This window comes from Stenotrophobium rhamnosiphilum (assembly GCF_003052265.1).
Classification (GTDB): domain Bacteria; phylum Pseudomonadota; class Gammaproteobacteria; order Nevskiales; family Nevskiaceae; genus Stenotrophobium; species Stenotrophobium rhamnosiphilum.
Window position 1 is genome coordinate 82,652 of sequence record NZ_QANS01000002.1, and the last position, 24,254, is coordinate 106,905.

Sequence of the window (24,254 nt, forward strand, 5' to 3'; positions counted from 1 at the left end):
TCAAGCTGCCATTGGCAGCTTTCTTTTTGCCTGCGATTTATTGCGGCAGCACGGGTTGATAGTCAGCACCTACACCCGCATTGCGAATGACTTCTTGATAGGCAGGCACCGCGGCAGTTGGAATGCGTGTGAGCGACGCGTCGGTCCGCACGTTAACTGTGTAGAGACCAAAGCGCGGCGTGTAACTGCCCCACTCGTAATTGTCTGTCAGCGACCAGACCATGTAGCCGATGACGTTGACGCCGTCTGCTTTCGCGCGCTGAGTCCAATAAACCCCATCGCGTAAAACGTCTTCACGTTTCGCTCCGTCTTCACGTGCTTGGCCATTCTCAGTTGCCATGCCGACTTCGGCGATCAAGATCGGCTTATCTGGAAATTCGCTTTTCAGCATTTTTAAAGCGCGATACAAGCCTGCTGGCTGCGGCGGCCATTTCCAGTGATGGCCAGTGCGTGCCGCCGTGATCAAATCAGCTGTGTAGTAGTCGATGGCAATGACATCACACTTATCTTTAACGCCATTAAAAAACATCCAGTTAGTAAACTGGCGTAACAGTGCACTGCCAAAATGATCACCAACCCAGACGATGTTTGATGTCACGACGGCCTGCTTATCCACCTGATGAATCACATCGTAGGTCTGACGATGAGCACTGATTAAATTCTTCCGCATGCTCATGAAATCCTTGAATCCCATCTGACGCGAATCGATTTCGAAGAACATGTAGAACGCGGTTTCGTTGAAAGTGATCCAGAGATGCACGTCCTCGCGATAGCGTTCGGCAATCAGGCGTGAATACTTAACGAAGTCGGTAGTGGTTTGAGGATTTGTCCAAGCGCCTTGGGCCGAAACCCAGCTTGGATAGATGAAATGATCCAGCGTGATCAAGGGCGTAATGCCCGCCTGCTTGAGCGCTAAGATCAAATCGTCGTAATACGCCAATTCTGCGGCATCAATCTTTCCTTTCTTAGGTTCGACACGCGCCCAGTTGATGCCGATGCGATAAGTGTTGACGCCTAGCTGTTTAGCTAGGGTCACGTCTTCTCTATAACGATGACGAAAATCGACTGATGTACCGTAAGGCTCTCGATCAACAGGTGGCTTTTTGTGCAATTCCCAGTTGGAGTTCACTTCACCACCTTCACTTTGAAAAGCAGATGAAGACACGCCCCAAATAAAATCAGATGGCAGGCTAGCTGCTGGAATCACTGCAACAGTCGCAGGTTTTCGCATGCCCCACGCCAGAAGCAACGCAAGCGAAGCAATTGCAGCCATCACGACTTTGAACGCAGTGCGACGAATAAAGTCCTTCTCATCTTTTTTAGTTTTCATTTTTTTTCGCGGTAAATGGCACTAAAGACTAACCCCCACGCTCATCACGCAGCTTGCTACGGCGGATTTTTCCGGCTTCATCTCTAGGCAATGCTTCGATCATTTCGTAACTGCGAGGCACTTTGTAGCTGGCCAGATGCTTGCGCATATGACTGTCAAGCTCCTCTTGTGTAGGTGGCGCAGAAAAATTGGCTGGCTCAAGCAATGCATGCACGCGTCGGCCCAAGTCATCGTCTTTTAGTCCGATCACAGCGGCATCTCGAACGCCTGTGTGCAACGTGAGAATAGCTTCAACTTCTGCCGGAATCACGTTCGCACCGCCGGAGATAATTAAATCGACGCGGCGATCAGCAAGAAACAGATAGCCCTCCGCATCGACATAGCCCAAGTCACCGACGCTCGCGAAACCGGCGTCGATTAATTCCAGTTGAGAAGCGCCGAGGTATTTGTATTGCGGCGGCCCATCAAAAGCGCGAGTGAAGATTTCTCCCACTTCCAAAGGCGCAACAGGACGGCGCTCCGCATCAAGAATGCGAATTTCAGTGTGATATCCCTTCCCTACACTGCCGGGTCGTTGCAGCCACTCTTCACCATCAATTACGGTGATTCCGGTGATTTCGGTGGATGACCACAGCTCACATACTTTCGACGCACCAATGCGATCAATCCAGCCGCGCTTAACCCAGTCCGCGCACGGCGCTGCCAGATGCCACAATTTTCGCAGGCTGCTCAGATCACTTGTCTGCAATGCAGATGAGCGCAGCATGCGTAGCATCATGGTTGGAACGACGTTCAAGACGGTTGGGCGATATCGCTCAACTGCTGCAAGCGTTCGGTCTGCATCAAACTTTTCATTCACAACCGCACTCGCGCCGATGAACAAAGCGACGTGTGTAAAGAGAAATGCTTGGTTGTGATACATCGGGCCCGGTGAATACAAACGATCTCCATCGACGAGCCCAAGCAACCCGGCAAATGGATGACTATCTATTGGATAGTTGAAAGCGCCCGGTGAGACGATCAATTTTGGCTTACCGGTTGAACCACCTGAAGCAATCGCTTTGAAAGGCTGCGGGATAGCGTCAGGCGGTGGAGTCACTGGATGATGATCCAGCGCCTTCATCTCACTACGAGTAATGCCCTGCAACTCTGCTGCATCGCTAAACACTGCGGTCGGTGAGGCGAGCTCCATCAACTGATCACGTTCGGCCGCTGGCATGCGATGACTGACAGGCATTGGGCAAGCGCCCAATTTGTACACGGCCTGTGTCGCCACAACGTGCTCAATGCCATTGGGCAGATTGATCACAACAAAGGACTGTGGGCCAACCGAGAGTTCGGCCAATCTGTGTGCGAGTCGATTCGCCCATTGCTCCAGCTGCTTCCAAGTCAGGCGTTCATCCCCGCCAGCCCAGAGCTCAACAATCAGCGCGACTTCGTCGGGACGTTCTGCCGCCAACTGAGTTAATCGAGCGCCTGGCGTCATTGTTTGTTTTGTCATCTATATGTCCCCTTTCACGTCTATCTGGACCGAGCTTTTGAGTATGGATGTCAGCTGTGCCTCAGCGCCCATACCGAAATGGGAGGGCTCCGATGGTTTGACATTAGTTCAACTTGGACTATTATAATACACTGTGTATTATAAAAAACACGGAATGATCAGAGAAAAGGTGAATAGTGGTTGGGGCTGAATCGAACAGCGCTCCTACGACATAAAATTCATCAGCTCAGTGATCAACGGCTACATATATAGGCGCGCGAGGAGAAATCGATGCCCATGCTCACGAGTAGAAAAAAAGCTGTTGGTAAAGCGGCTTTAGCTGCAGCCTGCGTAGTTGCGACATGCGCTAGCTCTGTTACATGGGCACAGGAACAATCAACTGCCGCTGAACCTGCTCCGCCACAAGCGGCAAGCCAGCCATCAGAGGGATCAAGCGTTGATAACGCAGATCTCTTCAACGAACTTCTTTCTGATCCAACACCGCCGCCTGCCCAGCAAAGCAGCACTGAGACTCCAGCTCCGCAACCTGAGACTGAGGCTGCAGCTCCTGCAGTTCCTGCAGAAAATGCAGCAGAGCCTGTAGCGACAATCCCAGTAGCTGAAGTCAATAAAAAAGATTCCGTTGCATTGAAAGGTGCTGCTGATTCACGACGCATCGAAGAAATCGTCGTCACCGCAACCAAGCGCGCAGAATCGATTCGTGAAATTCCACAATCGATCACCGCGATCAGCGGCGCTTCATTAGAAAACACAGGCAAGCTCAACCTGATCGACTTCATCCAGGAAACTCCTGGCGTGACCGCAACACAAGGAAGCGCTGGCTATACCCGCTTTACGATGCGTGGTATCAGCACTGACACCGGCCCGACTTCACCATCGTCGTCGCCAGTCGGTATTTTTGTTGGCGACACCGCATTTACCGATCCTTATATCGCCAACATCGTTCCCGATCTCAGTGCATTTGATTTATCGGGCGTTCAAGTATTGAAAGGACCACAAGGCACACTGTTCGGCGGTGCGGCTTTGTCGGGCGCAATCCGCTACGAACTGCAAGAACCGGTACAGGGCGAATGGCAGGTCCGCGCGTTCTCGCAGTTCATTAGCCCTGACGAAGGAACGAGTGCTTTCACCAACGGCGTTGCGGTCAACGTTCCACTGCTTAAAGACAACAATCTCGCATTCCGTTTTGCCTACGTTAAACGAAACTATCCTGGCATTACGGACGACGGTCGCACCGGTGAAAACGACGTCGACCATGGCAGCGGAGATCAATATCGAGCGATCCTGCTGTGGGAGCCTGAGAATTGGAAACTTAAGCTCACGCACCTTTCGCAAGATTTCTACGCTCCCAACGCAGTCAGCGCAGCAGCATCGCCAGATGGCCCTCGCGAACAGTCCTTCAACATTTTTAAGGTGCCGGCGAAAAATGATTTCGGCATGGATAGCTTGGAGGTCGCGTACAACTTTGACTCGATGCGTTTAGTTTCATTGAGTTCGTATCTCTACAAGAACTCCATGTTCACGATCGATGGAACGCCTGTCATCATCGGCATTCCACCGATGGGATATCCGCAAGAATTAGGATTGCTGTCACCCGTTACTGAAAATTCGAAAGCGTATTCACAAGAACTGCGCTTGCAATCAACAGGCTCTGATCCTTTTCAGTGGCTCGTCGGTGGCTACTTTTACTCCTACAAAATGTATTTCAATATCCTGATCGACACGCCGCTCCATCAGGGCGCGACCGGGCCCGGCAGTTTGCTTTACCAGCTCGCCACGCAACTCGGCATTCCCACTCCATTGCTCAACGGCAATACGCAATTCTTCAATGGCACTTCCAATGTGAAGTCCACAGAAAAGGCGGGGTTTTTTGACCTTAGCTATGAACTTTGGGATAGCCTCAAACTAACCGTGGGCGCACGCTTCTATTCGACCGAGGTAAAGGGAGGATTCGTCGCTAGCGGAATCTTGATCCTTGCGGAGAACAACCTCATGGAAGCTGACACGAGGAATCAAATCACCGAGCGCGGCATCAATCCGAAATTCACTGCGACCTATCACTTTACTGATGACATCTCGCTTTATACCCAAGCCGCTAAGGGATTTCGTTTCGGCGGAATTCAATACGTGCCGTCAACGCCAACCAACGGAGTGCCACCCACCTTCAAATCTGACTCGATCTGGAACTACGAGCTTGGTTTAAGAACCGGTTGGTTTGATGACAGCCTGCACGCTGACATCACAGCTTTTTACATTAAATATAAAAACCCGATTATCACTCAGGCAACGCCGGGAATCGCGATCAACTACAACGACAACGTTTCTGGCGCTGTTAGTCGCGGACTGGAAGCGAGCTTGTTGTGGAATACGCCGATAAACGGACTGAGCGCTTCGCTTCAAGGTTCACTGGTTGATGCTCACATCACCACGCCCTTCACAGCTTCGGGTGGCAAACAGATTCCGGTTGGACAAGAAATGCCGGGAACAGCCCCAACGCAGTACAACGCTACAGTTTCATATGTTCGCCCGGTCGGCGCATTCAGCATTGGTGGCAATGTCGGATACAACTATATAGGCCAAGGCTACGGCGACATTCAGCACACCATAAAAATTAATGGTTATGGAACACTGAATGCAGGCCTCGTCTTCAATAGTGATGAACTGGCATTCCATCCGAAGCTAGCGATCAATATCAGCAATCTTCTCAACACGACCGCTGTGACCTATGGCGGAACCGTAGCCCCTATCGTTCCTATCAACGGATATTCTGCATACGCATTAAATCCACCACGTACGATTTCGCTGCGATTGAGCATTGACCTGTAAGCAATCAAGCTAGCAATGTCGAATAAATTTAGCGTCTCACGATCTATCGTGAGACGCTTTTTTATTGGGTGATGTTTTAATATGCATGCTCAAGGAGCGCACCTTATGGCCACTTTCACAGATGAAACTATCCGCCAACAATTTACTTTTTTGGCTGAACTGGATCATCTCAAATCGATCGTTCGCCAATCTCCACTGATCAATCAGAACCGCAAAGAGAACTCCGCAGAACACTCCTGGCACTTGGCAATGTTCGCGATTGTTTTATCGCAGCATGCAGAGAATGTTGATGTCTTGCGTGTCGTGAAACTGCTGCTGGTGCATGACATCGTTGAGATTGATGCGGGCGATACGCCGATACATGCGTCAAGCAAAGACAAAGCACTACTTGCACAAGCTGAGCGACAAGCTGCGGATCGTATCTTTGGATTGCTGCCGCCCCAACAAGGTCAAGAGTTGTTAGCGCTTTGGCTAGAATTTGAGATTGCTGAAACACCGGAGGCACGCTTTGCGAAAGCGCTGGATCGATTGCAGCCGCTCTTTCTCAACACGCTCACTGGCGGAGGTACGTGGACGGAGAACGGTGTCACCGAACGGCAGGTGATCGAGAGATACGGCCCAACAATTAAAGCTGGATCACCCGCGTTGTGGGATGAGGCATCCAATCTGGTTCGACAGCATTTTTCAGATCAAGCAAAAGCTCAGGCCTAGATGGCCTGAGCTCGGCTTCGATAGACGAATCACTTCTTCGGCTCGTTCCAAATCTGTTCGCGATATTTTGCGTCGACGTCATATTCCAAACCACAGCCGTCACCCGTGACGCGCATAGACGCACGACGCGTTGGTTCGTATACCGGCCAGCAGCCAAGCGAGTTGCCAGGCTCACCCGTGCGTATGAAGTGGCCCAGCATCGCAACCCACTGACGAGCTAGTGCTGGCGCATTCGGATGCTCGGCGAACGCAGGCACCGTGTGCTGCGGGTCATCCCAAATATTGAACGTCAGCGGCAGATCCACACAGTGACTGGAACGTAAGAGTCCATTGGCAATGCGTGTTGGCACATCAATCACGTACAGATACCCGCGACTGCCCGCAGCTGTCGTGGCCTCTGTGTATTCCATTGAAGCGCGGCGGAACACATCGGTCCAAACCAAATCATTGAAGATCGAACCGAACCCACGGTTGCCTGTGGCCTTCTTAAGTCGTTTTAAATATCCCGGAACATTTGGCGTGCCGTTGGCTGGAAGTCTCGCCATCATGCGAGCCGCAATGTGCTGAACTAGATTGAGTAAGGGCCAAGGCAACTTGGTCTCTAGCTTGATGATGTAATCAAGACTCTCGCCCTCATTGGTGGCAAATCCTGCAATCAATGGCACAGCATCTTTTCCACGATTCGCGATGAGATCTTCGATGCACTCCGGCAGCAGCGGAGTACCGACAGCTTCTGCGGGCGTGACCGCTTTGCCTTTACGTTTTTGCAGTGCGAAGAGTTCATCCGACGAAGCACTCTGCAAATACGTAATCGCTTCAGCACGTGAACACTTGCGAACCTTGGCCGCCACTCCCACCACATCAGGAGGAGGATCAAAGATCAAATTGCCAGGACTACAAGCCACTGCTCTATGCACCAGTCCCTTCGCCGCAGGTGTAGCGCACAGCGCGATGACAGAAACGGCGCCAGCAGATTCGCCAATGATAGTGACGAGATCCGGATTGCCGCCGTAGTCGGCAATGTTGCCACGCACCCAGCGCAATGCAGAGATCTGGTCATCAAGCCACAGTTCGCCACTACCTTCGCTGGGCGTACCGAATCGTCTTTTATCTACCGCACCAAAAATGCCGAGACGATAGTTAATGCAAACCACCACAGCATCTGCACCTTTAGCCAATGCAGTGCCGTCATAAAAGTTTGCCGCGCCAGCCATATGAGAGCCGCCGTGAATGAATACGATGACGGGTCGCGGAGTCGACGCTGGAGATTGGGGGACGTGGATATTTAAGAACAGACAGTCTTCTGCAAAACCTGCATTCGGCAGGCGGCCAAAAATGTCTTCTCGGACTGGCGCCTGCACGGCCATGGCCTTATGCGTGGTTGCGTCATAAATGCCATTCCACGAAACGGCTGGAGCCGACGGCTCGAAGCGCTTCACTGGCTGTGCATATCGCACACCCAAATAACTTTCTACGCCTAGACGTTCGATTCCACGCAACTGACCCAGCTTGGTCGTGCGCTCAACGCTGGCGGCCTGAACTTTGGTTTCGCTGACCTGCCCGCGTTTCGACTGTTGCCCTTCGCTCATTCCCGATCCCCAATGGTCGCAATGCATACTTAAAGTCTAATAATACATTAAGTATTATAATTCTAAAAGAGCACTTAGGGGCCAAAGGACACCCCTCAGGGAAAAGGCCTGTGATTGGCGAGAAGTGACCTCGCTTAGCGACGAGTCTCGCGCACCGTGATGGTCAACAACGTATCGAGCAAATCCTTGGTATTGATCGATACCTTGCTTGTCGCTGATCGCATATTGGAGAGGCCATTCACCATAGCGATGACATGCGTGGCGACGGCGCGCGCTGGTGCACGCAGCTTCTGGCCAGGCTCAAGCGTGGATGACTCGATGATCGCTTCAATATGGTCAACGACATCGGTTGATACCGCCTGTAGCTTTTTGGCGATGTCGGGTCTGCTCAGACCAATGGTCTGCACGACATAAAACAGTCCATCAACCAAGTGAGGATTCGTGGCGTGTTCGTTGACCGTCCACTGAGCTAGCGCTTCAAGATTGAACCGCAGCGTGGCGCCTTTTTTGGATCCAGACTCGATCGTATTCAGCACCGAGCTGACCTTCTTTTTCCAGAGCTCTAAAAAGAGATTCTGTTTATCGCCAAACGCGTAATAGACAGGATAACGAGAGACGCCCGCGATCTCGGCAACCTCATCCATCGTGCTGCTTTCATAGCCTTTCTCGCAGAACAAGGTCCAAGCCGCTTCCAGCATTGTTTCAGTGCGCTTGGTCTTTTGATCAGCGCGCGACAAGCGCGGTACGCGGATCGGTTTTAGAGCCTTTGCCATATTCCCTCGAGTTTGACGTCTTGATTCATATACTACTTTATATATTATGATCCCACATGTATTATAAAACCATAAGTATTATTTGTAATAAACCGGTATGAACTCAAAAGCATTGGTCGTCGGCACTCACGACATGTCGCTCCCGATGTTGATTCAGACCAACCCTTGATGGAGTGAGTCCGTGCCAGACACCAAAGACCTGCTGTCGCATTCAAGAATCAAGCGAGCCACAAAGGAATGCGCGTGCACGCTGCTCGATAGTTATCTTGAAGATCGCCTGAACAAACTTTCGGAAACAGAGTTGAAAAAACTGCATCAACTTGCGAGCAATTGGTTTGCTGAAAAGAATCTGTCCATCGACGCAACGCATCATGAAGTGACGAAAACTGAGCTTTCAGCAGACACCTCTCACCGTTATCAAACGAATGACTTTGGTGTGACGCGTGTGCTTTCCATCGGCAAAGGAACCATGCCTTTGATTGATCAGCTACTCAGCACCGCGCTACTTGAATCACATAGAGATTTTCTACAAGGGTCGAATTTAGACATCGCCCTCGCTGATGCAGAATCTGTAGACGCGCCGATATCACGGCATGCGAAAACTTCAGCCGCCGAAACCCTATACTTCGGATCACTGTCGCCACGTGAGATAGAAATTCTGGAGTCACTAGGTAGAGGACTATCCATGAAGGGAACTGCCCGTGGATTAGCTATTTCTCCAGGCACAGTGAAATGGCATGTACGAAATTTGTACTGCAAGCTTGGCGCTAGCTCTCGTGAAGATGCATTGTCAAAAGCGCGATTAAGACAACTCATACACTAGCAATACGTAACGATATTACTGAAAAAGAAATTCACGGAGCATGCCTTGACCCGTACTCGTAAAGTCCTGATGTTTGTGTTGCTTCCGATCGTCAGCATCGTCGCCCTGCTCGCTTTATTCGTGGCCTACTCCACTTTTTATGGCCGTCCGTTTACTCCGGCCAAACCGAACACGATAAAAGTGGCCTGCGTAGGAGACAGCATTACATTTGGAAATCCATTTTTTCCGAGCAAAAGTTATCCGCAGCAGCTTGAAGGCTTACTGGGCAATGCCTATTCAGTTAGAAACTTTGGCGCGATCGGGTTTACCGCTCAGAAGGCCGGCGATCTTCCTTACTGGAATCATCGCTATTTCAAACTCAGCTCGGAGTTCGCTCCCGATATCGTCGTCATCATGCTGGGCACAAATGACACGAAGCCACAAAACTGGTCGAACATCTCCCGATTCGATCAAGACTTACGCGCACTCATACAGCATTACCAAACGCTGCCGAGCAAACCGAAAGTCATCCTGTTAACTCCGCCTAGTACTTTTCTCGTACACGATCGCACTGAGCTGCCGTCGGGAATGAACGCGAAAGTTGTTACGGAAATTACCGAGCGCGTGAAACAGATCGGCGCCTCGCTGAATCTCTCAGTCGTCGACATCCACAACGTAACAGCGTCTCACCCTGAGTTTTTTGAGCTTGATGGAGTTCACCCTGATGGTGAAGGTGCCCACTTGATCGCCAAGGCCGTGCAAGACGAAATCTCAGCTAGACATCAATAAAATCAGCGCTGAATTCGCGAGACTGCCCGCTATTGTGCAGCACTCGGCTTATCTAATAATTGGTTGAGCGCCTCTGCCGTTGCTTCCATGCCTTCCAGATTGGGATGAAGCGGCGCGATAAAAAAACTTCCCGTATGCCTGCCTTGCAACCAAGGATCTTTTGCGCAGACATTATGTGACGCACTAAGGCTGCTCAGATCAAGCACTTCGGCATGATTGTTTAGCGCCACATCATGAATAGTGCTAGCTAGGCGCTGAGCCACCATTCGCATTCTGTCCGCCGCTTCAACGCTGAGCTCCAAACGTTTGCACGTTCCGGATTCCGGAAGAACAGTGAAGTAATTCACGAAGATCAATCGCGCTTTAGGCGCTCTCGCATGAACTTCATTAGCGATCTTAGTTAATCGACTGGGTAGCGCTGCAAAATCTTTGTCGACTTTCTCTACTGACTTCACACGACAAACACCTAAAAAGCGCTCAACTGATCCTGTGCTTGCATCACAGCCTAAGGCCATCAGATTGCCCATGTAGGAAACATCATTGCCGCCGATGGTGACGGTGACGAGTTCTGTTTCTTCACTGACCGCGTTGATCTGCGCGGGCTGCAGCATCGGCCCGTCTTCAAGAATATATTTGGTGATGGCGCCGCTGCAGGTCACATCGACCAGAGAGAGCTGTTGTTTGCGCGCGAGCAGATGAGGATAATTGTCCTTAGAGCGGCCGCAAGTGATCGGGCTGCCAGGCGCACGCTCAGTGATACCGGGGCCAGCAGCGAAAGAGCTACCTAAGGCCACGTATTGGGGGTTTTCAGAGTGCGTGCGGCCTGCGTAGTAAAGATGCACGGCAAGGCCGATGCCTGCGAGCACAACAAACAGAACAAGCACTCCGAAGAGCTTGGCGACTATCCTCAAGATGCAGCGACTCCATTCACTACAGGTCTAGTGCCCTAGCCTGCTCGAAACTGAAGACAAGTGCCAGTTTTTAAACGCTAGCTGCCTTCATTAAGTGCTTTGGCGCGCCTTACTTGCAGGTCAGCCATGATCGACGCGTGGGTTTTTCGGTCGAGATGGAAGGCGATCATTAACAGCGCCGAAAGTACGGTCAGGACCGCTGCACCAGGGCCATAGAAAAACCCCAGCGCATTGCTCGTCGCCTCTGGCAATTGCAAACTGATCCCCAACTGTTTGCTCTGCTGTACGGGGAAATCAATCACCTGCAATGCAAGTCCGGACAGAAAAGTGCCAAGGCCACTCGCGGCTTTGGTGGCGAACGACCATCCCGCAAAGTACGAACCTTCGCGTCGAACACCGAAACGATGTTCATGCTCGTCCGCCGCATTGGTGATCATGGTCAACAAGGCGATGGCTGCGATGGTGGTCAAAATTCCGCCGAACACGCCAATGACCGCAAGCGCCTCAGCCAACGGCTGTCCTTGCAACGTCAACACACCCGTAAGCTTCAGTGTTGCTGGCAAGGCCTGCATCAGAATGAGACCGCCAAGGCCAATGATGACGGCCGTTTTATTTTCCAGTCTGGTCACGATGGGCCCAGCCATAGGCGCGCCAAGAATTAATCCGAGACCCAACGACAGCGTCACAAGCTGCATCTGCTCAGTCGTGATGTGCCAGAAGAAAGTATTGGCATGCAGACCCAATGATTGCGTCACGCCTTGCGCTGTAGAAAATAGCAACGCCACGCCGAACAGCACGCGAAAGCTATGACTGCGTCCGAGTTCGCGCATGTCTTCAACAATTGTCGAGAACAAGCTTCCACGGCTTACTGCAGTGACGTGCTGACGCGCAAGCGTACGACGCACGGCGTGCATAGACGTGAGCGCTGCTAGAAGCATGATCGCCGCGAGCGTCATTGCGAAAGGCGCGTAGTGCTGTCGCTCCGCGATACTGCCTTCTACCTTGAAGAATATGCTGAACCCAATAGCAATCGTAATGAACGCGCCCAGCGTTGAAATCAGCCAACGCAGCGTAATGATGCTGGCGCGCTCTGCTTGGTCATCCGTAAATTCGGCGCCTGCAGCAAGGAACGGCAAGTTGAATATCGATAGTGATACTCGCAACAGTACGCCGCAAGAAAATAGCGAGACGAACAGCAACGCTTGGCTATCCGTGTCTGGCAACGAGAACAGCAGCACCATACCAATCATGATCATTGGCGTTGCCACCAGCATGAACGGCAGACGACGTCCCCACCGTGAGTGAAAGTTGTCTGAGTACAAGGCAATGATCGGCTCGACGATGGCGTCGACCACAAGAGCAAGTGCAAGTGCGCCGCCCGCTAGTCCTGCAGAAAGTCCGCAAGCAGTCGTGGCGTAGAACAGCAGGAAAATATTGAGTGTCGTATTGACCATCGCATCCAATACAGCACCACTGCCATACCCAAGCTTGAGGCCCAAAGACAGCTTGGTGTCACGCAGCGACGCACTTTGATTGTTCACTATGGAAGTTTTCCAGTCTCAACTGATCGAGTAAATTCGAGGATGGCGTTAGCAACGCCGGCGGGGTCATCGTACATAGGGTTGTGGCCGCAGCCCGGCAACACACCGTGAGTCTTCAAGCCGAGAATATCGAGGAAGGGCTGGCCGAATTCATTGAACGTCAGCACTCTGTCGTTGCCACACCAAACGATGCGAACAGGCGTGGTGTTTTCTTTGGGCAAGCGTTTAATTTGCGCGATGCCATCGTCGAGAAATTCGTGCGCAATTGAACAATTCATGCCGTGGTGAAGCATGCCGCGCACTTCTGCCGCAGACATTCTGTCGCCATGTTCCATCTCATCTTTCAAAATGAGTTTGCGCAGCGACTTAACACCGACCAGCAATTTCACCAGAGGCAAAATGTAAGGCATTAGCTTGAATGTGCCGCGTATGCGTTTGAGGAGTGCTTGCTGATGAGATGCATCCTTCCAAGCGCCTCCAGGAGAAAGTCCCAACACCGAACGCGCCACGCCACGTCGCGCCATTTCTACAGCCATGTAACCGCCAAGTGACTGACCGACAACATGCGCTTGATCCAAGCCACGTGCGCGCAGTTGCACGGCGAGTGCATCAGCAATAGTCGCTGGCGTCGCACGGCGAGCGAGTGGGAGACCGCCCGAGTGCCCGGGCAAAGTTGGAACGATGACGCGGTGATGTTTTTCCAACTGCGCAAGCACTGGCTTCCACATGCGCCAGTTGCCACCAAAGCCGTGTATCAATACCAGCGGCGTGCCCGCTCCGCCTTCGTAAACCTCAGGTAAGGGCAACGTATCGGGATAAGAAGGTGCGGCAGCGCCGCTCGATTTGTTGCTCATCAGAAACTCCCACTGAGCCGCAGCATCACTGCGCGCGGCTGGATATATGTTGTCTTAACGGTCTTTGTGACCAAGCCGCCCAGCGTCGCATTGGCAACGCCGCGCTCGTCCATGAGATTACTCACGCTCACGCTCGCTTCTGGCAGCCAAGGAATTTCTGGATTATTCAAACTCAGTTGCACATCCCATTGTTGATAGCCGAACACCGGCAGCGTCTGTCCAAGATCAACGTGTGAACCACTGAGATAGCTGTGCGTTACGCTACCGCCCGCTCTCCAATTGCCGATCTCGCGTTGATAAGCAACGGTCGTCGACGTTTGCCATTCCGCTGCCAAAGGAAACGGCGTGCCCTTGGGCAAGAAGGCGCCGGTCTCGCTTTCAAATACTGAAGCTGTCTCTGATCGTATCCACGCGCCTGAAGCGTTGATCGACAGCCCTGGAACCCAGACCGGCAACCACTGCACCGCGCTTTCAATGCCCACGCTCTTCACGCGGCCAACATTGTCTAAGTAAGGAAGATGTAGAACCGAGTCACCCAACAAAACTTGTGGATCTTTCCAGTCAATGTAGAACGCGGTTGTATCGAAATGCAGTGTGTTGTCCAGCCACTGCGTGCGCGTACCTACTTCGTAATTCCAAAGCGTATCGGACTTGAATCGATCCGGAGCCTGCTTGGAGGACAGTGAACTGGTAAAGCCGGGTTGCAGGCCGCCGTTACGAAAACCTTTAGAGGCCGCAGCGTAGAGATTCACGTCGTCAGTAATGCGCCACAGCACCGATGCTTTCGGATTGAAGCCCGGCTCTTTGACGATGCCTTCGTTCACGATCTCTGGCGCGCCTTTGATCAACACCAGCACGCCATCCTGAAGTACATAACCATCGGTCTGCGAACGGTAGTAGCGACCACCGAGGCTGAGCTCTAGCGATTCGCCGAGGAGATACGTCACGTCACCGAACCACGCCAGACTTTTGATCTTTGCCTTTGTGATGACGCGCAAGAGATTGACAGAACCATCGTCCGTCAGCAGTCCGCCAAGGCCAGTGTCTGGTAGACCGAGTCCCGTGAGCAGCGGCGATATATCCACGCCGGGCAAAACAGGAGTGGAATACGCGGGCACGAAGAACAAGTTTTGCTTCGATCCAACCACGCCAGTGACCCAACGCCAAGACGAATCCGTGTCGGTAGACACCAAGCGCAGTTCCTGACTGAAAGTTTCAGAAGTGCTGGTGTCTTCGAGCAATACGTACGGTGTGGTACTTCCAGTTAAGTCCGTGGAAGTATCGATCATCTTGTGTGCGTTCTTGTCTACCCAAGCGCTGTCGGAAACCAAATCCATAGAATCGAAGGAATAGCGCAGCACCAAGTCGGCAAGTTTGTATTGACTGTCTACAGGACTAGGTTTGGTACTGCTGCTACGCGTGAGTTTGCCGTTGCCTCCGTCTGCGAAGCCGGTGTCGTTGAAGTTGGTCTGCTGCCAAACGTAAGTGAAGCCGATATTCAAATCTTCATCCGGACGCCAAGCAAGAATGCCGCGCGCGCCCTTCTGGTCAAGATTGTTGATATCGGTTTTGCCAGTACCCGTGTTGTCGATCCAGCCTGGAGATTGGCGTTTGAAGGCCATGCCGCGAAAAGCAAAGTCTTCGCCCCAAGGCACGTTAATGACACCGCCGAATGTTGGTGCGGCGCCGCCTTCAGTGATCATGCTGTACTGCGCGAACCAGCGAACTTCGTACTGACCAAACTTTGGTGCCTGCGGCACGTAACGCACCGCGCCATTCAGCGCTGCCGATCCGAACAGCGCGCCTTGCGGTCCTTTCAGAACTTCAATCGAGGCCATATCGAAAGGATTCGGATCCAACGTGACGCGTGGCAAATACGCGTCAGTGAAAGAGACATCGCCGAACAAAACACCCGTTGTCGGGTTGCTCAATGTTCCTGCTGAAATACCGCGGATCGTCACTTTCGAAGGATTGATCGAGTCATCGCTGAAAGTCACGCCGGGGACGAGCTTCGTAATGTCTTCAACACCACGGGCGCCACTGCGTTCGAGATCTTCGCCTTTCATTGCGGAGATGCTCGCGGGAATATCACGTAGAGATTCTTCACGCTTCGTCGCGGTGACGACAATTTCTTCGATCTGCCTTGGCGTGCCGCGGTCTGCTTGTGACACTGCGCGCTTGGCAGCAGGATCGGCGACCGGGATTACGGACAACTCTGCGGCTGGCGGTGGGGCTTCTGCTGGCGCTGTGGCCGCGCTCGCAGCAGCAGTGTCTGTTGTCTCGTCCGAAGCCGTCGCTGGCTGCTCCGCTGCTGGCTGTTCTGCAGGTGCATTATCAGCACCCATCAACAAATCCTGAAGATCAGTATCCACTGACGATTCTGGAGCCGCAGCAGGAGTAGAGGTTGGCGCTGTTGATTCTGCAGGCGCCGCCTCCTGCGCCAAGGCAAGTCCGGTCGAACATAGTGACAAACTCATGCCCAGCATTGTTCGTCCGATCCTGTGTATTGCCAGATCCTTAATATTCCGCATGCGCTCTCTCCAGAAACTCTGTTTTTTATAAACACTGTCATCACGATCGTTTGTCGTGAGCTTCTGTAGACGAGCTTATGGCGCAAATGCCTTCACTCCCCCTCCCATGAAGAAGGGGCTGAAGAGGAGTGTATTGGACTATCCACGTACCCAATGCCCTCCATCTTGGGAGGGGGTACAAAGGCATACTGCCTGTACATTAATAGCTAAGAATTCAACGTTCTCAGGCCATAAAATGGCTGTTGGCCATACGCGTTAATCATGGCACTGGAACATCTGACTAAATTAAATGCACATGAACTTCATTAAAAAAACCTTGCTGCTTTCACTCGCCATCAGCCTGTCACCTATCGCTGAAGCTGCGACGCCGTCATGGACGCCTAAAGCGGGCTCGCAGCTCAGCTTTATTTCGCGCTCGAATGGCAAGCCTACCGGCACGCTGGTTTTTGATTTCACGCAATCTGGCGATCGTATTGTTGAGCGCCGCGTCGAGCATTTGGAGCTTTCACGCATGCTGTTAAAAGCTGCGATGGATCAAACATTGGAAAGCACATGGCGCGGACAAACGCTGGAGAGTTTCACATCCAGCACCATCGTGAAATCGACGGTTAAAGATTCCAATGAGTCGCTCAAAGTGACTCGCTTAGCAAACGGAAAACTATCTGCCACAACGCAAGACTCATCTCACGAACTTGATGCAGAAGCCTGGCCATTAACCTTAACGAGCCGCAGCTTCGTTTCACATTCGCCTGTGTTTGATTTAACTAAAGGAAAAATTATCACCGTCAACGGCGTTTCCAAAGGCTTTGAGCCCATCACGGCTGACGGCGTCACTCAAAATTGTGAGCGCGTTGAAACCAAGGCAACGCAAGACAAAACTTCTACTGACGTCGTGCTGTGGTACGACAGCATCGGCAGACTTTGCGCGATGAGATATCCAACCGTTATGGGCACGGTGGATTACATTCGTACATCCGTAAAATAGAAATATCCCAGCAATAAAAAAGGCTTGGAGTCGTGAGACTTCAAGCCTTTTTCCTTTCACTCTGAAATCTTATTTCAGAACCCAGTAAATCAGCGCAGCAATGAGGCAGTATTTGAAGATGTAATAGCCACGCTCATGTTTCGCTTTCATCCACTTGCCGACTCGGCGAATGCTGTAGATGTACGCAAAAATATGATTCAAGGCGCCGAGCTTTTCGCCGGGCATATTGCGCGATGCTGACGCAGCCACAGCAATACGACCGAAGGCATTGTTAATTGCGCGAGAAATCGGATCCTTCAAAGGACGTTCGATATCGCAGAACAGAATCACACGGTATTGATCAGTTTTGTTCTCAGCCCAATGGATGAAGGTTTCGTCAAACATGACGTCCTTACCGTCGCGCCATGAATGCATATGGCCGTCGACATAAATGCGGCAATCATCTGAATTCGGCGTGACCAAACCCAGGTGATAGCGCAGCGAGCCTGCAAATGGATCGCGATGCTTACCCAAGAAAGCGCCGGGCTCAAGCACCGTGAACATCGCAGCCTTCACCGATGGCGTGCGTCTAATCAGGTCAACCGTCTTTGGGCAAAGCTGAGTAGCAGATGGCAGATAGTCGCTGTACCACTTCAGGTAAAAGCGCTTCCAGCCTTTGCGGAAAAATGAGTTGAACGCGAGATCGTTAGTGCCATCAGAAACACCGATCTTGCCGTCGCCATAAAGCGCTTGGGCTTCGTCACGAATGACTTCCCAGTTATCGCGCAGCAGCTTGAGGTCGGGAAACTGGTTCACATCAATCATCGGCGTATTCGGAATCGCCGAACGCGCGTAAACCATGATGTTGTACGGCGCCATGATGGTTGAGTGATCGCTCAACTGGCGCTTAAAGCTGTGGCGCACCTTGCCGCGGAAATGGATGTACATCGTTCCAAGCAAGAACAGCATGGCCACGGCCAGCTTGATCAATAATCCAGACGTCATTTCCAACTCCGTACCCCTACGATTTCATACCCATTCGAATGGGGTTTTGATGCCAATTTGGCTCATATTTTAGCTTTAAATGGGTAGGTATACCGCCTCAAGCAAAAATACTGGTGTTATTCTCTCCCCTAGGTCAGAAAGACCGATGTCTGCTTGGAAAAGGATATTCCCAATGTTTCAACGTCAAGGGTTTTGAAACCGTGTCATACCGGGATCAATCAAACTCGCTTGTAGTCAAAGACCTGCGTGCCGACGATGCTGGCATCAGCGATGACTGGATGACCACGCTTTTGCAGATGCGTACCTTCCAAATGGTGCCGCCAGAGAATCTGCAAGCCATGTTCATGCGCATGCAAGACTTCAAGGCACAGCCAGGTCAGGAAATAGTCAAGCAAGGCGATGAGGGAGACTTCTTCTACGTCGTTACTGCCGGACGATGCCTCGTTACCCGCGAATCAACAGGACAAAAGCCTGTGCGGCTCGCAGAACTCGAGACCGGCGCCTGCTTTGGTGAAGAAGCACTGATTTCAGACGCCAAGCGCAACGCCACGGTGACGATGCTGACGCCGGGCAACTTGATGCGTTTATCGAAGGAAGATTTTCGCCAACTGCTGAATGCGCCACTTACTCGCCATATGAGTTATGAGCATGCGCAAAAGTTGATCGACGAAGGCAGCGCTCGATGGCTTGATGTGCGACTGCCAAGCGAGCATCAGGTTAAGAATCTGCCGAATAGCCTGAATATGCCGCTCTATATGTTGCGGATGAAGCTCAACACGCTCGATAGCAAGGTCACGTATATCGTTTATTGCGATACGAGTCGCCGCAGTGCTGCCGCGGCTTTTGTACTCACACAGAAGGGTTTTGACGCCTACGTGCTAGAGAAAGGGCTGCCTTAATCTAAAGGGCGCCCTTCCCTACATCGTATGCGTAGGGCGGTCGGCGCCGAGTGCACCAGCAAGCTGAGATTCAATTTTTTGCTGAGTCGCGCCGTTGTCCTGCGGACTGAACTGCACGCCAATACCTTGCAAGCGCTTGCCTTGTGCGCCCTTCGGCGTGACCCAAACAACCTTGCCAGCAACAGGCAAGCGCTCAGGGTTTTCCATCAGCGTGAGCAAAATAAAAACTTCATCGCCTAGGCGATATTCCTTGGTTGTCGGAATAAATAAGCCGCCATTTTTTACAAATGGCATGTAGGCAACATACAGCGCGCTCTTATCTTTGATATTAAGCGTCAGGATGCCGGGTTGTGCGCCACCAAGGCGTGCAGGTGTGCTCATGCTATCCATCCCCTATCCAATCCCCTTATATATTTAATGCTCCGCCTCGTGCGAGTGCGGTGATGCAGCGATTTAACAGCACTCAGGCGGCTTTGCCAACACGCCCGACGCGCCACCACAAGATGAGCAAAGACTCTACCACCAACTGTGGATTTGCATTTGATCCCAAGCGACGACTTGCGAGCAGCGTTTCCTGAATCAAAGTGTCGATCCCGGTCGCATTGCCGCCACGCACAACCTGCTCTTTCAGCTGTAGCGACAACCACGTCAGCAGCCACTCTAAAAAAGCTGCTGCGTCATCTTTACCAATTGCAGCCGCCGCGGCCAGTGGATCACGTCTTTGATCGGCAATTGCTGACAACTCCGCAGCCCATTTACGACCACGTTGCAGATGCTCAGAATCCATCAACTCACGCGCACGCAGCGGCGCGCCATGTGCCTGCGTCAGCGCATCAACCGCATCAGCCGAGTCACCCAACCAAGCCAGCGCCTGCTCACGCGGTGGCGCGGCCATACGGAAACGCTGGCAGCGACTACGCAAAGTTGCGGGCAATGCTTGAGGTCGCTCTGAAATAAGGATCAGATATGAATTTGCTGGCGGCTCTTCAATGGTTTTGAGCAGCGCGTTGCTACCATTCAAATTCAGCGCATCGACAGGATCAACTACCGCAACCTTGGCCTGTCCGTAGTAACTCGATAGCGACAGACGCTCGCCAAGCAGACGAATCTGCTCAATCGAAATATCGCGCTTTTCTTTACCCGTTTTGTCATCCACATCACGTTGCAGATGCACAAAGTTCGGATGATGGCCTGCCGTAAATTGCAGGCAGCTTCTGCATTGACCGCAGGCATAACCACTGCGTGCTTCGCAGATAATAAAAGCAGTCAAAGCCTTGGCGAAATGACGCTTACCAACACCGCGAGGTCCCGCGATCAACAAGGCGTGCGTCAGACGATTCTGTAAAACCAGCGTCGTCACACGCAGCCAGAGTTCTTCTTGCCACGGCAGCGGCTTGAGCATGTCGCTCATACCCGTGACTCCAGTATTTTTGATAAATCAGCCTGCACAGTTTCTAGTTCATTTCCTGCATCAAGAATTGCGTAGCGTGCCGGTTCTGCTTTAGCACGCTGCAAAAATGCTTCACGCACGCGCTGCATAAACGCGACGGTCTCATCTTCAAAACGATTCTGATCGCCGCGACTGCGTGCGCGTTGCAAGCCAGCATTGGGATCAAGATCAAACACGATTGTCAGGTCGGGACGAAAATCACCCAGCACCATTTCTTCCAAAGTCTTCAGCTTGTCCAATGAAAAACCATTGCCCGCACCCTGATAGGCGTAGCTGGAATCCACAAAGCGATCACAGATCACATCTTTGCCCGCTTCAAGTGCTGGCAACACGGTGGCTTCAAGATGTGCAGAACGCGCAGCAAACATCAGCAAAGCTTCAGTCAGCGGCGGCATGCCTTCTGACCAAGACGCTAAAACTACGGAACGAATCGCTTCAGCAAGCGGAGAGCCGCCGGGTTCACGTGTCATCACCACTTCGCGTCCACGCTGTTCCAGCCACGCTTTGATAAAGCGCGCGTTGGTCGATTTGCCAGCGCCCTCGCCCCCTTCAAGCGTAATGAAACGGCCTCGCGTCATCAGTTCTTACCTTTACTCTTTTGTTTGTCTTTAGCTTTAGCCGGCTTACCTTGGCTTTTGCTTGAACGCTGAAATTGATTTACTGCCGCATTGTGTTGCTCTAGCGTAGCCGAAAACTGATGCGTGCCGTCGCGTCGCGCCACAAAGAAAATGGCGTCACCTTTGGCGGGATGCAAAGCCGCATGAATCGAAGCGCGCCCGGGCAAGCAAATCGGTGTCGGTGGCAAGCCCATGCGCGTGTAAGTGTTATACGGCGTATCGAATTCCAGATCACTACGGCGCAAGTTGCCATCAAAATTTTTGCCGATTCCGTAAATCACCGTGGGATCGGTCTGCAGCTTCATTCCCATCACCAAGCGCCTGACAAAAACACCGGCAACTTCAGCGCGCTCTGATGGCGCGCCAGTTTCCTTCTCAATGATCGAGGCCATGACCAAAGCCTGTTCTGGCGATTGGTAAGGCAACCCTTCTTCACGCTGCTCCCATTCCTGAGCCAAAACAGTATCCATCCCCGCTAGTGCGCGACGGAGGAAGGCTTCGTCTGTTGTGCCCTTTGGAAAAAAATAAGTGTCCGGGAAAAAACGCCCTTCTGCATGAATACCTGAGCGGCCAAGCGCTGCCATGATGACTTCGGCATCATCCGTTTTCAGGGTGTGAACCAATTCGTCATTCGCTCGAATCGACGCTAAGGCTTGTTCGAAAGTCCATCCTTCAATCAAGCGCAGCTCGTGCAGCACTGTTTTTCCAGACACGATCAGCGCGAGAAAATCGAGACTGTTCATGCCCGGCACCAGCTCATACTCACCCGCCTTAAGCGAGGTTGCCTGTCCACTGATACGGGCATAGACCTTCAGATAAAAAGCACCGCGTCGTGCAGCAAAAACATTATTAGCCGACAGCTGACTCAAGGTCGCTGAAAACGCTTTACCTTGCACCACATCAATGTGTTGCTTCTGCGTGAGCTGAAGCGGCTGCGACAATATTGTTTGTGCGTCTTGAAAAATCAGAACAGCTGAGACAACGAGCAACAATACGAGAGTCAGTAGCGCGCGCACGATCAGACCAGCCTAGGATGTTGCAGGGCCGCTGAGAGTTTCAGCGTGACAGCGCCCGGCGCCATCCATTCGCGCTGCTCAAATTGACGCAGCGGCCAAATACCAATCAAAGAATTTGAGACGAAGGCTTCATCCGCTGATTCCAGTTCTGCTCGCGGCGCTTTCACGATTGAAGTCGGAATCCGCATGGATTCAGCCAAAGCCAGTATCTTGTTTCGCATCATCCCTGACACACCAGATTCTTCTAATGACGGCGTGCACAAAACACCTGCACGAACCCAAAACAAATTGCTGCGTGTTCCGCTAATCAGTTGCCCCACCTGATCGCAAAGAATGCCTTCATCTGCTGCTTGCGGCCAATTGCGTGAAGCTAAAACCTGCTCGAGTCGGTTGAGGTGTTTGATCCCTGCCAACGCTGGCTGCAATGACAATTTAAAATCAGAACAGAACGCATTGACGCCTGAAGTCCAGCACTGCTCTTGATACTGCGGCGCTGGATAACACAGCAGTAGTCGATCACTCGCCTGCGCATCAAATCGATAGCCGCGACCACCGGGCTGACGCATCACCATGACCTTTAAAACTGCCTTCGCCTGCTCTGCAGCAAGTTGCGTGGCTTCTGCTTTCAACAACGAGAAATCTGGAACGCTTAACTCTAAAGCAGCACAGTCCTCGGATAGTTTTTCCAGATGCAGATTCCAATCCAGCAACTGTCCATCCCAAATCAAGATCGTGCGAAATACGCCATCGCCGTATTGAAGTCCGCGCGATAGCGCTAAATCGTTTGCAGCTACACCGTTGAATAGCGCGTTCATGCTTTGGCAGTACTCAGAGCCAGTAACAGCCCACGTGCCTTGGCGCGTGTCTCATCCAACTCTGCCTGTGGAATGGAGTCCGCCACGATTCCTGCACCCGCACGAAAACTGACTTCGCCATTTTCGCAGATCAGACTGCGGATCAAAATATTGCTGTCCATGCGGCCGCACTGCGAGAGATAACCCATCGCGCCGGTATAAGGGCCGCGGCCCACGCCTTCAAGTTCAGCAATGATTTCCATTGCTCGCACCTTAGGACAACCGGTAATCGTTCCGCCAGGGAAAACCGCCTCTAGTACTTCACCCGGCGTTACCCCTGAGCGCAACTTGCCGCGAATATTCGAGACGATGTGATGAACGTGCGCGTAGCTCTCAATCGTCATCAGCTCGCTAACTTCGATGCTGCCCGGCTCGCAAATACGTCCGAGATCGTTGCGCTCCAAATCAATCAGCATGACGTGCTCAGCACGCTCTTTGAGATTGCCAATCAAGTGCTGCTTCAACGATTGATCTTGCGACTCACCAACTCCGCGTGGACGTGTCCCCGCAATTGGACGTGTTTGTACCGTGCCATCGTGGTCAATCGTCACCAAGCGCTCAGGCGATGAGCTCAGAACAGCGGCATCACCCCAGCAAGCCAGACCAGCAAACGGTGCAGGATTGTTTTGACGGAGTCGGGTGTAAACATCTTGATACGTCACTCCCGGCAGCAACTGCGAGCACCAGGCACGTGACAGATTGACTTGGAAGGTATCGCCATCACGCAGATATTGAAGAACGCGCTCAACACCATCCAGAAAGCGCTGCGGCGGATCTTCTACAAATCCTGAAACGATTTCTACTTGAGAATCTTCGATCGATTGTTGAGCGCACAATTTGAAATCGGCTTCGAGTCGACGCAACTGTGCTTCATCGCTTTCAGCGATCAAGTGAGTGATGTGTTTTTCGCGGTCGTAAATCGCGGCGGCCGGACAACGCACAGCAAACGCGTCGGGCCAAGCATGCGGCGATAGTGGCAATGACAGCGAGGATTCAATCAGACGCGCAGCTTCGTAGCCAAGATAAAAAAACCAGCCGCCTACAAACGGCAAATCTGTTTTTTCTTGTGGTTGTTCTGCGGCGTATTGCCTAGAGAATTCGGCAAAAAAATCAGCGCTATCAGTGGATGATAGCGCTGCTTGTGGATACGCAAATAAAATGTCGTAGCGCCCAGATTGAGGATGGCCCGCGACACTTTGCAGCAAGAACGGATACGCCTTCGGATCGCGTCGGTGAAGATCAAAAAGATCGACTTGTCCCGGATGCTCGGCGCGAAAGCTCATGCGCCAAA

General features: G+C 52.1%; 21 protein-coding genes. 6 read left to right on the plus strand and 15 right to left on the minus strand.

All coding sequences use genetic code 11. The features are described 5' to 3' along the window. Positions 1-37 precede the first annotated feature (37 nt). Together CJD38_RS04240 and CJD38_RS04245 are read right to left on the minus strand one after the other, a co-directional pair. Positions 38-1,330 (minus strand): glycoside hydrolase family 1 protein, encoded by a 1,293-nt coding sequence (locus tag CJD38_RS04240; protein WP_107939090.1) that lies wholly within the window; start codon positions 1,328-1,330, stop codon positions 38-40. 28 nt (positions 1,331-1,358) lie between these two features. Further along, entirely contained in the window at positions 1,359-2,831 is a 1,473-nt protein-coding gene (locus tag CJD38_RS04245; RefSeq protein ID WP_107939091.1) for an AMP-binding protein, read from the minus strand. A 270-nt stretch (positions 2,832-3,101) separates the two neighbouring features. Here CJD38_RS04245 and CJD38_RS04250 point away from each other — a divergent pair, with 270 nt between their 5' ends. Then, on the plus strand, positions 3,102-5,657 hold the full coding sequence (locus CJD38_RS04250) for a TonB-dependent receptor (protein WP_240783524.1): 2,556 nt from the start codon (positions 3,102-3,104) through the stop codon (positions 5,655-5,657). A 105-nt stretch (positions 5,658-5,762) separates the two neighbouring features. Beyond that, positions 5,763-6,368, plus strand: coding sequence for an HD domain-containing protein (locus CJD38_RS04255; RefSeq protein WP_107939093.1), 606 nt, complete (start codon positions 5,763-5,765; stop codon positions 6,366-6,368). A 29-nt stretch (positions 6,369-6,397) separates the two neighbouring features. Here the strand turns inward: CJD38_RS04255 and CJD38_RS04260 are convergent, their stop codons facing one another. Continuing rightward, a complete protein-coding gene (locus CJD38_RS04260; RefSeq protein WP_161554160.1) occupies positions 6,398-7,957 on the minus strand; it encodes a carboxylesterase family protein in 1,560 nt (519 codons plus the stop codon). Between the two features lie 134 nt (positions 7,958-8,091). Further along, on the minus strand, positions 8,092-8,730 hold the full coding sequence (locus tag CJD38_RS04265) for a TetR/AcrR family transcriptional regulator (RefSeq protein ID WP_107939095.1): 639 nt from the start codon (positions 8,728-8,730) through the stop codon (positions 8,092-8,094). Positions 8,731-8,911: 181 nt separating this feature from the next. Here CJD38_RS04265 and CJD38_RS04270 point away from each other — a divergent pair, with 181 nt between their 5' ends. Both CJD38_RS04270 and CJD38_RS04275 read left to right on the plus strand, forming a co-directional pair. Continuing rightward, the gene (locus tag CJD38_RS04270) at positions 8,912-9,553 is read left to right on the plus strand and encodes a helix-turn-helix transcriptional regulator (RefSeq protein WP_107939096.1); all 642 of its coding nucleotides are present in this window, start codon (positions 8,912-8,914) and stop codon (positions 9,551-9,553) included. Positions 9,554-9,598: 45 nt separating this feature from the next. Next, positions 9,599-10,321, plus strand: coding sequence for a GDSL-type esterase/lipase family protein (locus tag CJD38_RS04275; RefSeq protein WP_146165923.1), 723 nt, complete (start codon positions 9,599-9,601; stop codon positions 10,319-10,321). A 29-nt stretch (positions 10,322-10,350) separates the two neighbouring features. Here the strand turns inward: CJD38_RS04275 and CJD38_RS04280 are convergent, their stop codons facing one another. The 4 genes from CJD38_RS04280 to CJD38_RS04295 all read right to left on the minus strand — a co-directional run bounded on the left by CJD38_RS04280 (position 10,351) and on the right by CJD38_RS04295 (position 16,104). Beyond that, entirely contained in the window at positions 10,351-11,232 is an 882-nt protein-coding gene (locus CJD38_RS04280; RefSeq protein ID WP_161554161.1) for an SGNH/GDSL hydrolase family protein, read from the minus strand. Positions 11,233-11,309: 77 nt separating this feature from the next. Continuing rightward, complete coding sequence (locus tag CJD38_RS04285) at positions 11,310-12,773, minus strand: MFS transporter (protein ID WP_107939099.1); 1,464 nt, start codon at positions 12,771-12,773, stop codon at positions 11,310-11,312. Beyond that, positions 12,773-13,627: an alpha/beta fold hydrolase gene (locus tag CJD38_RS04290; RefSeq protein ID WP_107939100.1), complete on the minus strand. Its 855-nt coding sequence runs from the start codon at positions 13,625-13,627 to the stop codon at positions 12,773-12,775. Before CJD38_RS04290 ends, CJD38_RS04285 begins: the two co-directional genes overlap by 1 nt. Next, entirely contained in the window at positions 13,627-16,104 is a 2,478-nt protein-coding gene (locus tag CJD38_RS04295; RefSeq protein ID WP_161554162.1) for a TonB-dependent receptor, read from the minus strand. The genes CJD38_RS04290 and CJD38_RS04295 overlap by 1 nt, the downstream gene beginning before the upstream one ends. Before the next feature lie 349 nt (positions 16,105-16,453). On the opposite strand from CJD38_RS04295, the gene CJD38_RS04300 reads away from it, so the two are divergent. Continuing rightward, positions 16,454-17,143, plus strand: a complete 690-nt coding sequence (locus CJD38_RS04300) for a DUF6134 family protein (protein ID WP_146165924.1) — start codon at positions 16,454-16,456, stop codon at positions 17,141-17,143. Positions 17,144-17,212: 69 nt separating this feature from the next. Here CJD38_RS04300 and CJD38_RS04305 read toward each other — a convergent pair whose 3' ends face one another. Continuing rightward, positions 17,213-18,112: an aspartyl/asparaginyl beta-hydroxylase domain-containing protein gene (locus tag CJD38_RS04305; protein ID WP_107939690.1), complete on the minus strand. Its 900-nt coding sequence runs from the start codon at positions 18,110-18,112 to the stop codon at positions 17,213-17,215. A 215-nt stretch (positions 18,113-18,327) separates the two neighbouring features. Between CJD38_RS04305 and CJD38_RS04310 the strand changes: the two genes are divergently transcribed. Further along, positions 18,328-19,026, plus strand: a complete 699-nt coding sequence (locus CJD38_RS04310) for a cyclic nucleotide-binding domain-containing protein (protein ID WP_146165925.1) — start codon at positions 18,328-18,330, stop codon at positions 19,024-19,026. Positions 19,027-19,044: 18 nt separating this feature from the next. Here the strand turns inward: CJD38_RS04310 and CJD38_RS04315 are convergent, their stop codons facing one another. From CJD38_RS04315 to CJD38_RS04340, 6 genes are all read right to left on the minus strand, one after another. Continuing rightward, entirely contained in the window at positions 19,045-19,407 is a 363-nt protein-coding gene (locus tag CJD38_RS04315; RefSeq protein WP_107939691.1) for a PilZ domain-containing protein, read from the minus strand. Between the two features lie 82 nt (positions 19,408-19,489). Then, positions 19,490-20,437, minus strand: a complete 948-nt coding sequence (locus CJD38_RS04320; protein ID WP_107939104.1) for a DNA polymerase III delta subunit-related protein — start codon at positions 20,435-20,437, stop codon at positions 19,490-19,492. Continuing rightward, entirely contained in the window at positions 20,434-21,054 is a 621-nt protein-coding gene (gene tmk / locus CJD38_RS04325; protein WP_107939105.1) for a dTMP kinase, read from the minus strand. Before tmk ends, CJD38_RS04320 begins: the two co-directional genes overlap by 4 nt. Beyond that, on the minus strand, positions 21,054-22,109 hold the full coding sequence (mltG, locus tag CJD38_RS04330; RefSeq protein ID WP_240783525.1) for an endolytic transglycosylase MltG: 1,056 nt from the start codon (positions 22,107-22,109) through the stop codon (positions 21,054-21,056). The genes tmk and mltG overlap by 1 nt, the downstream gene beginning before the upstream one ends. Positions 22,110-22,111: 2 nt before the next feature. Then, positions 22,112-22,924, minus strand: a complete 813-nt coding sequence (gene pabC, locus CJD38_RS04335; protein WP_107939107.1) for an aminodeoxychorismate lyase — start codon at positions 22,922-22,924, stop codon at positions 22,112-22,114. Continuing rightward, the gene (locus tag CJD38_RS04340) at positions 22,921-24,246 is read right to left on the minus strand and encodes an aminodeoxychorismate synthase component I (RefSeq protein ID WP_107939108.1); all 1,326 of its coding nucleotides are present in this window, start codon (positions 24,244-24,246) and stop codon (positions 22,921-22,923) included. Before CJD38_RS04340 ends, pabC begins: the two co-directional genes overlap by 4 nt. Positions 24,247-24,254 lie beyond the last annotated feature (8 nt).

Coding starts and splice junctions, on each gene's coding strand:
- CJD38_RS04295 (WP_161554162.1), bottom strand. CDS start 16,104: ATGAGTTTGTCACTATGTTCGACCGGACTTGCCTTGGCGCAGGAGGCG.
- CJD38_RS04320 (WP_107939104.1), bottom strand. CDS start 20,437: ATGAGCGACATGCTCAAGCCGCTGCCGTGGCAAGAAGAACTCTGGCTG.
- CJD38_RS04315 (WP_107939691.1), bottom strand. CDS start 19,407: ATGAGCACACCTGCACGCCTTGGTGGCGCACAACCCGGCATCCTGACG.
- CJD38_RS04240 (WP_107939090.1), bottom strand. CDS start 1,330: ATGAAAACTAAAAAAGATGAGAAGGACTTTATTCGTCGCACTGCGTTC.
- CJD38_RS04260 (WP_161554160.1), bottom strand. CDS start 7,957: ATGAGCGAAGGGCAACAGTCGAAACGCGGGCAGGTCAGCGAAACCAAA.
- CJD38_RS04290 (WP_107939100.1), bottom strand. CDS start 13,627: ATGAGCAACAAATCGAGCGGCGCTGCCGCACCTTCTTATCCCGATACG.
- CJD38_RS04300 (WP_146165924.1), top strand. CDS start 16,454: ATGAACTTCATTAAAAAAACCTTGCTGCTTTCACTCGCCATCAGCCTG.
- CJD38_RS04245 (WP_107939091.1), bottom strand. CDS start 2,831: ATGACAAAACAAACAATGACGCCAGGCGCTCGATTAACTCAGTTGGCG.
- CJD38_RS04250 (WP_240783524.1), top strand. CDS start 3,102: ATGCCCATGCTCACGAGTAGAAAAAAAGCTGTTGGTAAAGCGGCTTTA.
- CJD38_RS04255 (WP_107939093.1), top strand. CDS start 5,763: ATGGCCACTTTCACAGATGAAACTATCCGCCAACAATTTACTTTTTTG.
- CJD38_RS04265 (WP_107939095.1), bottom strand. CDS start 8,730: ATGGCAAAGGCTCTAAAACCGATCCGCGTACCGCGCTTGTCGCGCGCT.
- pabC (WP_107939107.1), bottom strand. CDS start 22,924: ATGAACGCGCTATTCAACGGTGTAGCTGCAAACGATTTAGCGCTATCG.
- tmk (WP_107939105.1), bottom strand. CDS start 21,054: ATGACGCGAGGCCGTTTCATTACGCTTGAAGGGGGCGAGGGCGCTGGC.
- CJD38_RS04340 (WP_107939108.1), bottom strand. CDS start 24,246: ATGAGCTTTCGCGCCGAGCATCCGGGACAAGTCGATCTTTTTGATCTT.